12 protein-coding genes are annotated in these 12682 nt (G+C 49.4%); 11 read left to right on the top strand and 1 reads right to left on the bottom strand.

Going from position 1 to position 12682, the window contains the following annotated elements; genetic code table 11:
- The first annotated feature begins 242 nt into the window (after positions 1–242).
- The 8 genes from cpaB to QZ516_RS10505 are packed head-to-tail and all read left to right on the top strand — an operon-like array spanning position 243 to position 7687.
- Positions 243–1190: a Flp pilus assembly protein CpaB gene (cpaB, locus tag QZ516_RS10540; protein ID WP_297189358.1), complete on the top strand. Its 948-nt coding sequence runs from the start codon at positions 243–245 to the stop codon at positions 1188–1190.
- Between the two features lie 17 nt (positions 1191–1207).
- Positions 1208–2449: a type II and III secretion system protein family protein gene (locus tag QZ516_RS10535; RefSeq protein ID WP_297189355.1), complete on the top strand. Its 1242-nt coding sequence runs from the start codon at positions 1208–1210 to the stop codon at positions 2447–2449.
- Between the two features lie 14 nt (positions 2450–2463).
- A complete protein-coding gene (locus QZ516_RS10530) occupies positions 2464–3627 on the top strand; it encodes a pilus assembly protein (protein ID WP_297189352.1) in 1164 nt (387 codons plus the stop codon).
- Positions 3627–4865 (top strand): CpaF family protein, encoded by a 1239-nt coding sequence (locus QZ516_RS10525; RefSeq protein WP_297189349.1) that lies wholly within the window; start codon positions 3627–3629, stop codon positions 4863–4865. The genes QZ516_RS10530 and QZ516_RS10525 overlap by 1 nt, the downstream gene beginning before the upstream one ends.
- A 33-nt stretch (positions 4866–4898) precedes the next feature.
- Positions 4899–5783, top strand: coding sequence for a type II secretion system F family protein (locus QZ516_RS10520; protein WP_297189346.1), 885 nt, complete (start codon positions 4899–4901; stop codon positions 5781–5783).
- A 1-nt stretch (position 5784) separates the two neighbouring features.
- The gene (locus QZ516_RS10515; RefSeq protein ID WP_297189343.1) at positions 5785–6666 is read left to right on the top strand and encodes a type II secretion system F family protein; all 882 of its coding nucleotides are present in this window, start codon (positions 5785–5787) and stop codon (positions 6664–6666) included.
- Positions 6663–7316 carry a tetratricopeptide repeat protein gene (locus QZ516_RS10510; protein WP_297189340.1) on the top strand — a complete coding sequence of 218 codons (654 nt, stop codon included), beginning with the start codon at positions 6663–6665 and terminating at the stop codon, positions 7314–7316. Before QZ516_RS10515 ends, QZ516_RS10510 begins: the two co-directional genes overlap by 4 nt.
- Positions 7317–7366: 50 nt before the next feature.
- Positions 7367–7687, top strand: a complete 321-nt coding sequence (locus tag QZ516_RS10505) for a DUF3613 domain-containing protein (RefSeq protein WP_297189337.1) — start codon at positions 7367–7369, stop codon at positions 7685–7687.
- 5 nt (positions 7688–7692) lie between these two features.
- Here the strand turns inward: QZ516_RS10505 and QZ516_RS10500 are convergent, their stop codons facing one another.
- Positions 7693–8169 carry a prepilin peptidase gene (locus QZ516_RS10500; RefSeq protein WP_297189334.1) on the bottom strand — a complete coding sequence of 159 codons (477 nt, stop codon included), beginning with the start codon at positions 8167–8169 and terminating at the stop codon, positions 7693–7695.
- A gap of 34 nt (positions 8170–8203) precedes the next feature.
- Here QZ516_RS10500 and QZ516_RS10495 point away from each other — a divergent pair, with 34 nt between their 5' ends.
- From QZ516_RS10495 to QZ516_RS10485, 3 genes are all read left to right on the top strand, one after another.
- A complete protein-coding gene (locus tag QZ516_RS10495) occupies positions 8204–10915 on the top strand; it encodes a PAS domain-containing protein (protein ID WP_297189331.1) in 2712 nt (903 codons plus the stop codon).
- A 379-nt stretch (positions 10916–11294) separates the two neighbouring features.
- On the top strand, positions 11295–12098 hold the full coding sequence (locus QZ516_RS10490; protein WP_297189328.1) for an OmpA family protein: 804 nt from the start codon (positions 11295–11297) through the stop codon (positions 12096–12098).
- A 155-nt stretch (positions 12099–12253) separates the two neighbouring features.
- Positions 12254–12682, top strand: a 429-nt coding sequence (locus QZ516_RS10485; RefSeq protein WP_297189325.1) for a BapA prefix-like domain-containing protein, incomplete at its 3' end; no start/stop codon positions are given.

Genomic DNA, 12682 nt, shown 5'->3' with positions numbered 1-12682 from the left:
TTAAATTAGTGCTAATTCAGTGTGAGTATTGCTTTAAACATATTTTAAATAAATAGTAATAAAGTACTACTTACAGATGGCTTATGTCGCTGGTAGGTTATCGCCCGCTGCAAATGAGATGGTCGTCTGGTATTTGTTTGTCAGTGATACGTTGATAAAAATAACTATTGTCACCGCTAATTATTTATTACGTATAAAGTTTTTTAGCCGACAAAAAGCGCAGCGATATTGGAGAGTTTAGTGTGAATAGTAAGGTGATGCTGGGGGTTGCAGTACTTTTACTTGGCGCTGCGGGAGTCACGGCATATTGGGGTGTTCTGATAAGTGAGGGGCAGGAAAATGTTGCCCGTATAGAGGCGCCTGTCGCACAGGAATCGATCGCCATTGATGAAGCGCCACTCAAACAAGCTGTTCAGGAGGTTAGCCGGCCGGGGGTCAATGTGATCGTGCTGGCGCAGTCCGTTTCAAAAGACAGATTGATTACTGCGGATGATCTGGCTGTAGAAATCATGCGCATCGCACCTCCCGGTAGTTATTCCGAGCTCGATCCCCTGATTGGTAAGCGGCTGTTCCGCGACTTGCCCGCCGGGACAGTGTTGAATGAAGACAGTTTCAGTATCGGGGGTCCTTTGGCGAGAATGATCAGAGACTCTGAACGGGCATTGGCGATTCAGGCGGATGAGGTGATTACCAGTGGTGGGCATCTGTCACCGGGAGACTACGTCGACGTTTTGTTATTTCTGAAAGAGGGTGACAGGAATGCTGATCGTACCATGCAGGTAGTGGTGCCGGCGCTTCGAGTATTGAGTGTTGGTGATCGACTGGGGCTGACGGTATCCGGTGAGCCAGTATTTCCGGCGATCGAAGAAGAGCAGCAGTCGGTTAATAGACGCAGTGCAGCTGCGCGTACAGTTGTGCTTGCTGTGCCACAAGTTCTGTTGACTCGGTTTGCTCTGGCGGCGCAGGTTGGTTCGCTGCGATTGGCGGTGCGCAGTGCGGATGAGCCACATTTGACCGATTTTTACGCAGACAGGTCAGTGGATATTGCTGAGCCTGTTAACCAGCAGCTCTATCAGTTTGAAAAATTTGTGTTGGGGCAAGCGAAGAGACCCCAGGCGGGTTTGATTCCAGGCCGACCTAAAGGTGTTGAAGTGTTCAAAGGCTCTGTTGTTTCGAGAGTCATTCCCTGAACCAGGAAGTTGTCGATATGCCTATAGCTCTGGATAGTCACCGAACATTTTTTTTTGCGGTTATCGCCGTCTGGTTGCTAGGGTCTTCACATGTTGAAGCATCCTGTAGTGATGCAGTGATGTTTCCGTCCGTTCTTGAAATGCTCCCGGGAGCACAGCGTGAGGTCGATATTGGGCAACCGATCCAACGTCTTGCGATTGCTGATCCTAATCTGGCAGACGTGCAATTGACGTCGAAGCAGGCATTTTTGATTACCTCAAAGCAAAGCGGGGTGAGTAATGTCAGTGTCTGGACGGGTTGCCAAATCGAGCCGCTGCAGGCGCTTTTATATGTGGTTGGTCAGGCCTCGGCTGCTCTGCAGGATCCAGTGGCCCAGCGTCGGAGCAATACTCCGGTTTTGCCTAGTCAGGTGCAGACGGATATTCGTTTTGTCGAAGTTAACCGCACCAAGATGAAGGAAGTGGGGATTTCGTTGTTTGGTACCACGTCGAATAATTTTTTGTTTGGTTCACCGGGAGCCTCGCCCGGGTCGGTTTCCCCTGGCAACGTCAGCGGTGTGGTGGGTAATGTTCCTCTGTCGGATACGGGATTTAACATTGTCTGGGGAGGGGGTAGCCGGAAGGTACTGGGTGCGCTGAACGCACTGGAAAACAGCGGTTTTGCCTATACCCTGGCGCGTCCCAGTTTGGTGGCACTGAGTGGTCAGAGCGCCAGTTTTTTGGCGGGTGGTGAATTTCCAGTGCCTGTGCCCAACAGTGCCAGCGATTCCGTTTCTATCGAGTATAAGGAATTCGGGGTGCGTCTGGGCCTGACGCCCACTGTGGTTGGTCCCAATCGCATTACTCTTAAAGTTGCGCCGGAGGTGAGTGAGCTGGATTTTACGAATGGCATCACTATCGAGGGCACCACTGTGCCGGCACTTTCAGTGCGTCGCACTGATACCAGCATATCGCTCGCCAGTGGTGAGAGTTTTGTTATCAGTGGCTTGATCAGTATGACCAACATGTCGAGCGTCAGTAAGTTGCCCGGTTTGGGGGATCTGCCTGTGCTCGGGGCATTTTTCCGATCTTCGAGAATTGAGAGGGAGGAGCGGGAGTTATTGATGATTGTGACACCGTATCTGGTTCAACCGATGGCAGCAGGGGCTGAGTTGCCGGAACTGCCGGGTGAGGAATTGAAGAATTACGATCCTTCTCTGTTTGAGTTGCTTTTCTACGAAAAGGGTGACTTTTTACAGCCTGCCGGTCTCTCCCGTTGAGCGTGTCGTGAAATATGGATAATACATTTTTGGTATGCACTCAAGATGATTCGGAAGTCAGCTGGTTACAGTCGTCCCTGATAGGGTATGGCAAGGTCGTACAGGCATCGGAAAATCTCGAAGAGCTATTTCGATTAGTCGATCTGATGAGTGCCTCCCTGGTGTTTATGACGGTGAGCCGCCACCACCAGGTATCCCAATGTGTGTTGATAGAAAGTCTACTGGAAAGCCGACCGATGGTTGCTGTGGTGGCAATAGGTGATGGCTATGACAGTGAGTTAACCATTGCCGCCATGCGAGCGGGAGCCCGGGATTTTATTACCTATGGCTTGCGTGGCAGTGAAGTGATGGGCATTGTCAGGCGCGTGATGGCAAGATTACCGCAGCTGCCATCACGGCCTGATCAGGCAGATGTGACGTTTCTTTACGGTGCACAGCCGGATCCGGACGCCTCCTTTGTTGCCACACACCTTGCTGTCGCCCTTGCTGAAGGCGGTTGTAATACCTTGCTTGTGGATATTGGTGTGCCAACGGGAGAAAGCAAGGCGATCTTGGGCGTGGAATGTACATTTGGTTTTGAGGACGCGCTGCGCAACTTGCGACGCATGGACGCCACTGTGATCGACAGTGCTTTTTCAGTCCATGACAGTGGTTTGACGATCCTACCTCTCTGTGAGGGGAGCTTCAGTTTGGAGTCCTGTAATTCTGCGGAGCTTTTCTTGCTGTTCGGGTGTCTCAGGCAGCACTTTACCCACATGGTTATTAATGCCTGTGGTATCCGCGACAGCGAGCTTCTCCGTTCACTGGCTGGCAGTTCACAGCGGCTTTACTGGTACGTCGACCAGAGTGTTTCCTGTAGTCAGCGCAACTTGTCGCTTTTGCACCAATGGCGTGTCGAAGGAGCCAAGCTGGATCACGCTGCACTTATTGTAGATCGCTATATCAGCCAGGCAGCCCCGGACGTATCAACGTTGGCAAGGATGTTTGATCTGCCCGTTAAGGGTTTTTTCCCATTAAATGCGCATTTGCGATTGCGCAGTCGCAATCAGGGTCGAACCACCCTGGATCTGTCTCCCAAGGATAGTCTTTCCAGATCTTTGTTAAAACTCTCGTTACACCTAGGGAGTAATGGCAAGGGGAAAAAAGGGCTATTGCGACGACTCATAGGTGTTCGGTGATGTCTTCGTTAGAGGCGGCCTCTTTGCGGGATCAGGGCTCCCATAACTTAAAAGGGGTGCTGCATCGCTATATTATTGATGAGCTTGAGCAGGAAAACGACAATATTCTGGAGGGGAGCCGGAATCTACTGGCTCGCTTTGTACATGATCGCACTCAGGATTATGTGCGGCGCCGCCAGCTGGCCGTGTCGCGTTACGAAATCGATCGTTTGGCTGAAGAGCTGGTCGATGAGCTGGTTGGTTATGGCCCATTGGAGTTGCTTTTACAGAATTCACAGGTGACAGAAATTCTGGTTAATGGGCCGCGCAACATCTTCGTTGAACGGGACGGTATTTTGCACAAAACAGATTTGCGCTTTATCGATGAGCAACATCTTTTGAGAGTGATACAGCGCATCCTGGCACCGCTCGGACGGAGGCTTGATGAAGCTTCGCCGATGGTAGATGCGCGTATGCCCGATGGTAGCCGAATTAATGCAGTAATCCCGCCAGTTGCTCTCGACGGCCCCTGCCTATCCATTCGAAAATTTCGCAAGGATTTACTTAAAAGTGCTGATTTGCTGGCCTCTAGATCGCTTGATTTATCGGTTATGGAGTTTCTCCGTGTCGCCGTAGAGAGCCGCTGCAATATCATGATCAGTGGTGGTACCGGTACCGGTAAGACGACCATGCTTAACTTGCTGAGCCAACTGATTGACCGTCGCGAGCGACTGGTCACTATTGAAGATACTGCCGAATTGCAATTGCACCATGATCATGTCGTTAGGTTGGAAACGCGTCCACTCAATGCCGATGGTCATGGCGAAGTGCCGGCAAGCAGCCTGATGCGCAATGCCCTGCGTATGCGCCCTGATCGGATCATTCTCGGCGAAGTGCGTGGTGGCGAGGTACTTGATATGTTGACCGCCATGAATACGGGTCACGATGGCTCCATGAGCACAGTTCACGCCAATAACGCAGCCGATGCGATGCTGCGGCTTGAAACACTGGTTGGCCTGAGCGGTGTGCAGGTCACCGGGGTAACCCTTAGGCAAACGCTTTGTTCGGCAATTGATGTTGTCATTCAATTGGCGAGACTTCCCGATGGCCGCCGTTGCGTTGTCGAAGTGACAGAAATTATTGGTCTGCGAGACGGCGAGTATGTGACTAATGCCCTGTTTCGTTTTGATCGAAAGATGAATCGGTTCGAGCGGGTAGCGGTCAATCCTAACAGTTCGAAATTGAGCAATGCCCTGTGATTCGATCCCATCGATAGGGCGAAGTTGAATACTATGAGCATTATTTTGGTGTTGGCGTTACTGAGTACAGCATTATTGATTCTGGCATTTGCTTTTGTTCGCAAAAGTTTTAGCCGCGCGGCTTCCGAGCGTGTGGCCGAACGTTTGTTAATGGGGCAGGTGAAAAAAACCACATCGAAAAAAAGTATTCGCTCCTTCCAGCGTGTGCTGAAGCGTGCCAATGTTGAACTGTCACTTTGGTCGGGCATCGTTTCATCCTCTCTGGTCGCGATGCCGCTGATACTGGCCTACATACTCTGGGGAGGATGGGCCGTACTAGCAACCCTGATCGGTCTGGCTATAGCGGGATATCTGCTACTCAACTGGCGACACCAGTGGTTGGTGGAAAAAATGGTTTATCAAATGCCATCTCTGCTGGATCACATGGTTAGAAGTCTCAAATCTGGCCGCACATTGGGTGATGCCATGTTTTTGGCTATTGATCGAAGCCAACCACCTTTGAAGAATACGCTGGCAGAGACACGCCGCAGTATTGAGTTGGGTGTTCCTCTTGGTGAGGCAGTCGAGGAGTTTGCTGAGGTATACAACCGGCAGGAATTCCATATTCTCGCTATGGGAATGCGTGTGAACCAGCGTCATGGCGGGAACGCCAGTGAGTTGCTGGAAAATCTTATTGCCATGATCCGGGACAGTGAAAAAGCCAGGCGACAACTTCGTGCGCTCACTGGCGAAACCCGTATCAGTGCATTCGTGCTTGCTGTGTTGCCACTTGCTTTGGCGGCTTTTATTTTTGTTTCAAACCCGGAATTTCTGCTTGGGTTATGGCAGGAAACAGGGGGACAGCGATTGTTATCAATGGCTTTCGGGTTACAGGTGCTTGGCTGTTTTTTTCTGTGGCGAATGCTGAAGAGTATTTGATATGTCCCCATTTTTAATAAGTGCATGTTTACTGGCGGGTGGCGCATTTTTAATACTGGCGGCGGTTGTGAAGGATATTATTGCGCACCGTGCACTCGCTGTTCGCATCGCTACAGGGCTCGATACATCAGTGGCTCAGAGCATTAAAAGTGCAAACAGAGTGAGCCAGTGGGTTGGTAAAATCGATGCAGAAATTCCCAAATTACTTGATCAACTAGGTTGGCAACGCGGCAGTGGGCGGGCTTTGTTTTTTGTCTTTCAGGCAGGCGTCCCCGTCATGGCTTTGGGTGTCCTGTGTGTTCTGCTGGTTTTGGGTGGCGACCTTACTGATACAGCTTTGTTATTGATTTTTATCGCCGGGCTTGGATTTCTGATACCAAAACGCCTGTTAGTCTCCGCGGTTAATCGTCGAAAGGAGCGATTGTCCAAAGAGGTGTCGACGCTGATACCGCTTTTGAGAATGTTGTTAGGTGTGGGCATGACTGTAGAGCAGGCATTGCGCGTCCTGATGAACGAGGGGCGCCACATTTTGCCGGAATTATCATTTGAGTTGCGGTGGGTTTTCGGCCGCGTTGATGCGGGCCTGGAGTTGGCACTCGAACTAAGAGAGATGGCCGCTTTGCTCGAGGTTGATGACCTGACTGACTGTGTGTCCATTCTTGACCAGCTTCTCAGGCAGGGTGGAGGGGCCATGGCTTCGCTGATGTCACTGAAAATTTTACTCGATGATAGACGTATGACATCCCTTCAGGAAAAGGTCTCAAAGTTATCCGCGAAGATGTCTGCTGTGATGGTTGCCTTTTTGTTCCCCGCACTGTTGATTGTTCTTGCCGGGCCGGGGTTTGTCGCGATCTTCAAGGCCTTGGGGGAGATCGGCGGATGAGGTTGGTGATCCTGTTGTTGGCGATTCTTGTCGGGGGGTGTGGTGTTACAGCGGAGACACCAAGTCACCCTATGGCGATGAACTGCCCAGCTTTATTATCGGAGCAGGAGTTGATAGTAAATTTCTCTCAGGAAATGCTGGAGGAAGGGAAGCCGCATGCGGCATTGGCCAATTTGCAGCGCCTTTCAGACGAAAACCCGGAGGTTCGCTGGCGAAAAGCACGAATTATGCGGCTCTTGGGTGATGCAAGCGCGGTTACTTTGTATCAGAGCCTGCTCGGCACCTGCCTTGAGGCCCGTGGCCTCCACGGGCTCGGCCAGATGGATTTTGCAAAGGGGAATTATCATCGTGCGCTGGATTATTTTCGCAAAGCAGCTGAGCTGGCACCTGCCGACGATGCGGTTCGCAATGATATGGGGCTGGTTTATATGCATCTGAGGCGGTTGCAGGATGCAAGATTTGAATTATTGACCGCGCTGGAGCTCAACCAGGCTAATCCGCAACCGGTCGATAATTTATTGACATTGTTGCTGTATCAGGACATGCAACGCGAGGCGAAAGGCTTGGTGGAAAGTCAAAACATGTCACCCGAGAGATTGTCCCTGGCAAAACAAAGGGCTCGTGAAATGCTTGCTGCGGATCGGCGGTGAGTACTGGAAATTGTATACAGCGTAATTGTGTGAGGTTTGGGGAGAGATCAATGATAAAGCAATTCATGGTGTGGCTTTTGGTAACCATGGCCCTACAAAATAGTACGGTATTCGCTGACGCAGCCACGGAGGCTTCTATGTCTCTGCCCGAGTCTCGCTCCACTGCGAAAACGCAGGGCAATACCGGTACCAAGCCTAGTCAAACAGAACTCTGGCTGCGGGCCCAGTCCAGCGGGCAGCACATCACGCCGCATCCGCAGCAATCCTCCCTGGAGGAACGGGAGTTGGCAAATCAACGCTTACTCAATAGCTATGGTCACCCAATTCCTGAGTTCTTTGATGATGAGGTGGGAGGGAAATTTGAGAAATGAGCCCGTTACATTGTTGTCAGGGCAATGAGCATCCCGGTAAAGAGATAAGGTGCATAGGCAATCGTTTTCTGCTCGTAATTTGGCAGAGAGAAAGCACCCTTAATTTTTTCTGGTACGTATGGCCATACCAAAGGTCTGCAGTAACGCCAGCACAATAGCGCCAGAGCTGCGACTGAAAAGGTTACCAATATTGGAGTGACGGCCGTTGCCAATGCCAGCGCCAACAACATTTTGATATCCCCTGCGCCAATCATGCTTCGATAATATCCGGGCAAGGTAAATAGCAAGACCAGTAATACGGATGCGATGGCCTCAATAACGTTTGCATTACATGGCGTATATCCCGTTATTGCGAGATGCAGCAATGCCAATAATGCCAGTGGGTAGGTAAGCCAGTTATCAATGCATTTATTTTGAGCATCCCGAATCGCACATGCTGCGCCCCAGAGAAGTAGTACAAAAATAATTACGGATGACGACAAAACACTGCTTCCACATTTTTAGGTCAAAGATTGTATGAAGTTTAAGGGTGATGATCCCAGTATTGGTAAAGTCGGTTGGCGTCGATGGTCAATTTTGCGTCATCTTTCAGCCGAGCGCAAAACTCCCCCCACGCCTGTATCGAAAGCGACAGGACGCGGCTTGTATCTGCGCATCAATAACGACAAGAATATTATTGAAATCAGTGACAAGCTGAAACAACGCCTATCGTTGCTTTCCTGTATTGATGGTGTGTCTTTTGACAGTCTTCTTGTTCAAAACCATTCCTGGGTGGCCCTCTCACCTGCTGAGTGGCCGGAAGAGCTACCTGTTATAAAAATTTTAAATGCTCAACAGCAGGCGTTGTCTTTCACCTGTTGTGTTGTTAATGAAGGCGCCGACTGGTTGCTGTTGTTGGCCGATATCCACCAGTCGATGGTGAGCTTGCAACAATATGAAAATCGTTTGTCACTGTGGAATCAAGCGATTGAATACTCTGTTCGTATTCAAAGTGCCAGAGGCGAGGCGGGGGCAGTTCTCTCGGATTGGCTGGAGAGTCTGTCACTGCGTCTGGACGTTACCTGGGCGGTGGTGGTGGTTTATGACAGACATGGCCAGGTCAGTTTGCAACATTATTTTAATCCTGAACTGACGCTCGAACCACCGAACATACGCGAGCTATACAATCAACTCGAACTAAATCTTCATCACCAGTCATTCAGTGCCAACGGATTCTGGGGTGAATTGACCTGGTGTGTGCCCTATATGGATGCCGATGGTTGCCAGTCCTGGTTATGCCTCGGGCATAGCCATAATTCATTATTGTACAGATGGTGGAATATTAAGGATCTGGGCAAAATCTTTGCTCTGGTTGTCGAGCCGGCACTTTTAAAACAGCGCGAACGACAATTGGTTAAAACTTTAGATCGTTATCAATCCTTTGAGCTGTTAAGTAAGGGCGGTTGGTGGGAGTACTACCCGGATACCGACACTATGTGCTTCTCAAGAAACCTACTGAAGTCACTTGGGGTTGATGAGTCGAAAGACTTTGTCGAAATGCCGGCCAGGGTTTGGCTAGATATGATTGCCCCTGCAGATCGTCATGAACTGCGCTGTAAATTAAATACAGAGGGGCATTTAAAACATTGTTTTCGTTTTCTGGTCAATGACAAACACTCCTGGTATCAGGTTGAGGGTGTCCATACCCAGGACGAGAATAAGCGCTGCATACTTGGCATCGCCCTCGACGTGAATGACATTCAAACGGTCGCATGGGAAGCCGAAAAAAACCAGGCAAGAATGAAGGGGTTGGTAGACAGTGCGCCCGGCATTATTTACATACAGCTGTACGACCAGGGCATGCTTACTATGTCGTTTTACAGTGGAAGCCTGAAAAATACGCTGGGTTGGTCTCTTGAGGACTTTGTAGAAAATTCCTATACCTATTATATCCATCCAGACGACCGGGAGAATTACTTCGCACATGTTCGGCACCTCTTGAGTTCAGGAAGTTCCGGCTTTCAATATCGCATTCGGGATATCAATGGTCAGTTTCACTGGGTACAGGATGAAGCCAGATTGATCAGGGATGATAAGGGGATGCCTGTAGAAGTCATTGGCTTGTGCCTGGATATCACACAGAGCAAGGAGGATTCCGAGAGGATATACCACAGTGAAGAGCGCTATAGAGCGTTGGTTGAGAACTCACCGGCGATCATCTTTCGGTATACCCCTGACCTGGAAGTTACCTTTGCCAATAACATGCTCTATTCGGCGTTGTCTCTCGATACGCGCGACTGTGATTCAATTAATATGCAGGACTTTGTAGTCAAAGAGTACTATCCGGAACTGAGAAAACGGGTGGACGACATGTATATGGAGGATGCCTGCTATACCTCGGAAGTCACCGTCAGAAGACACGATGGTCATCTCAGATGGTGGGTGATCTACGAGCGGGGAATCTTTGATGAACAGGGTTCATTGGTTGAGGTGCAGGCTGTCGCCCGCGACAATACTGAGCTTCATGAAGCCAGGCAGCACATGTTGCATAGTGCAAAAATGGCGACACTGGGGCAAATGGCAACCGGGTTGGCTCATGAAATATCACAGCCCCTCAATGTTATTCATATGGCCATTACCAATCTGGTGACCAAGGTGGATGCCGGGTCAGTCACGGATACCTATCTGGTGGTCAAGCTTGGCAGAATAGCTAGCCAGATTGCCAGAGCAGAAAAAATTATCGATCACATGCGAATATTTGGTCGCCAATCAGATATAAAGGGACGGATTTTTAATCCAAAAATTGCTGTTGAAAATGCACTTACCCTGCTGGAAATAAAGCTTCGAAAAGATGAAATAGAGGTCATCCGCGAGATTCAATCCCTCCCTAATATAGTCGGACACTCTGATCGCCTTGAGCAGGTACTGATCAACTTAATCGTGAACGCCAGCTCGGCAGCATTGGAACGCTCTAGAGATGTTGGTGGCCGCCCGTTGATAAAGATCGAGGGAGAGTCTGATCAAAGACTGGTGTTCTTGAGAGTAAGGGATAACGGTAAGGGAATTCCCCCCGAAATTATGGATCGTATTTTTGATCCATTTTTTACAACAAAACCTCCAGGAGAAGGAACAGGATTAGGACTGTCCATTAGTTACTCTATCATTAAACAGATGTCAGGGCGCTTGATGGTACAGAGTGATCACCAGGGCGCAGTCTTCACCATTGAGTTGCCGGTAATGTCTGCTTGATTATTGCGACACAGCTCACAAATTCCTTTTTTATTCCCCCCGTTGCCTAGCCTGATAACAAAAACAACCAGGCTCCCCAGTCTATGTGTAATGACTGGGGTTTTTCCTTGGCATTAATACTAATTATCTATTTTTGTTTGTTTGTAAGGTGACTAGGATAAGCCCATATATTTAGGTACTCACCTGTTGATAAATGGTATTTTCTAGCCAGATTTTTTTGTTGTTTTTTGTCGGAATCAATAAAAAATAACTCAATTTTCAGTCGTGCTCGCGGAGTGGTGTTCGCATTGCTGTTTATGTCAACAGAGTAGGTCGTGAGTTAAGTGGTTAATTAAAAATTTTCTTTCAGGGCAGGATTTGATGGGATGAAGGAACTCGGATGAGAAAGTATGCAGTTAATAGACTTGCGATTTTAGGTTGTGGATTGCTGGTTGGGTGTAGTGTTTTCGATAAACAGCCGGAAGAAGTTGTATACCCATATGACTTTAAAGATGCTTCTGTTCAGCTTGAACAGCTGGGTGGTGATTTCATACGAAGAGGTTTTTTTGTTGAACCCGATAAGTTGTCCCGGGTCGCAGTAGGCGAATCGAGAAGTCGTGTGCAGGAAATACTCGGAGAGCCAGTTGAACGGTCTGGCGAAGAGTGGTGGTTTTACAATATCAACCTGCCCCTTGGGGAGGAAGGTGATCATCTGGTCTGTCAATACCGGATTGCATTTGATACTCAATCTGAGGTGTCTGAAGTTGCCTGGCGTCGACCCCAGTGCCGGGATTACTACGAAGCTCTGACCCGTCCAAAGCCTCCTGAAGTTCAGGATATTACGCTTTCCAGCGATGTTCTGTTTGGGTTTGACAGTGCTCAACTGTTGCCCGCTGGCAAGAAAGAGCTGGATATGGCTGCGAGTGTTGTTACCAAAGAAATGCAACTGACAAAAATGTCTATTGTCGGGCATACCGATCATCTTGGCGCTGATGCCTATAACCTTGCCCTCTCCAAGCGTCGAGCTGAGTCCGTCCGCAGTTACCTGGTTTCACAGGGTGTTCCTGTCGAGCTAATAACGATTGATGGCCAGGGTTCGAGTCAGCCTTTGGTGCAATGTGAGGGACGTCGTGTCAATCAAACCCTAAAGGACTGTCTGCAGCCAAATCGCCGGGTGGACATCACGATCCAGGGGTATCGTTAACTTTTCAGTGTGATTGGAAGGTTTGGCTCGGCATATAGAGCCGATATATTTCGTGGCCATCTTGCGGTGATGATGGTTGCTGTGCGGGGTGAGGTGATGCTGTCTCACAAGTTGGATGAATGCGTTGCTATGACAAGTTTTTGGAGTAAGGAAGCATGACAGGCAGAAGTATTGGAGTGGTAGAGAAAGCCAGTGGTGAGGTTAGCACCTTGGCCTGGAGTAATTCTGTGGCTTTGCCAGAGGCCAGTGTCGTTAAGTTGCCATTTGGCCCGGAGGAAGTGAAATCCTTTCAGCAGTTGGGTGCTGATTTGGAGGTTACTCTTAAATCCGGGGAGAAAATCTCCCTCCAAAATTTCTTCAACCTTGGCTCTGAATCGGAGGCCGAAGGTTCCTCTGCTGATCAGAGAAGTGAGCTTATCCTTGAAGACAAACACGGGGTGTTGTGGCTTGGCCAATACAATGGAGCCGGTGAAAATTTTGCCTTTGCAGAAATCAATGAAGTAGAGCCTGAAGGTCTTCCGGGGTGGGTTTGGCCAGTAGTTGCCTTGCTGGCTGCAGGTGGGTTGATTGCTGCAGCTAATGGC

The organism is uncultured Porticoccus sp. (assembly GCF_913061305.1).
Lineage (GTDB): Bacteria > Pseudomonadota > Gammaproteobacteria > Pseudomonadales > Porticoccaceae > Porticoccus.
Note: the sequence above shows the minus strand (reverse complement) of the source record. Positions and strands in the feature narration are given on the sequence as shown.

Bases quoted from the DNA above. Each gene is read 5' to 3' on its own strand.
- QZ516_RS10535 (WP_297189355.1), top strand. From the start codon at position 1,208: ATGCCTATAGCTCTGGATAGTCACCGAACATTTTTTTTTGCGGTTATC.
- QZ516_RS10530 (WP_297189352.1), top strand. From the start codon at position 2,464: ATGGATAATACATTTTTGGTATGCACTCAAGATGATTCGGAAGTCAGC.
- QZ516_RS10525 (WP_297189349.1), top strand. From the start codon at position 3,627: ATGTCTTCGTTAGAGGCGGCCTCTTTGCGGGATCAGGGCTCCCATAAC.
- QZ516_RS10520 (WP_297189346.1), top strand. From the start codon at position 4,899: ATGAGCATTATTTTGGTGTTGGCGTTACTGAGTACAGCATTATTGATT.
- QZ516_RS10515 (WP_297189343.1), top strand. From the start codon at position 5,785: ATGTCCCCATTTTTAATAAGTGCATGTTTACTGGCGGGTGGCGCATTT.
- QZ516_RS10510 (WP_297189340.1), top strand. From the start codon at position 6,663: ATGAGGTTGGTGATCCTGTTGTTGGCGATTCTTGTCGGGGGGTGTGGT.
- QZ516_RS10505 (WP_297189337.1), top strand. From the start codon at position 7,367: ATGATAAAGCAATTCATGGTGTGGCTTTTGGTAACCATGGCCCTACAA.
- QZ516_RS10495 (WP_297189331.1), top strand. From the start codon at position 8,204: ATGAAGTTTAAGGGTGATGATCCCAGTATTGGTAAAGTCGGTTGGCGT.
- QZ516_RS10490 (WP_297189328.1), top strand. From the start codon at position 11,295: ATGAGAAAGTATGCAGTTAATAGACTTGCGATTTTAGGTTGTGGATTG.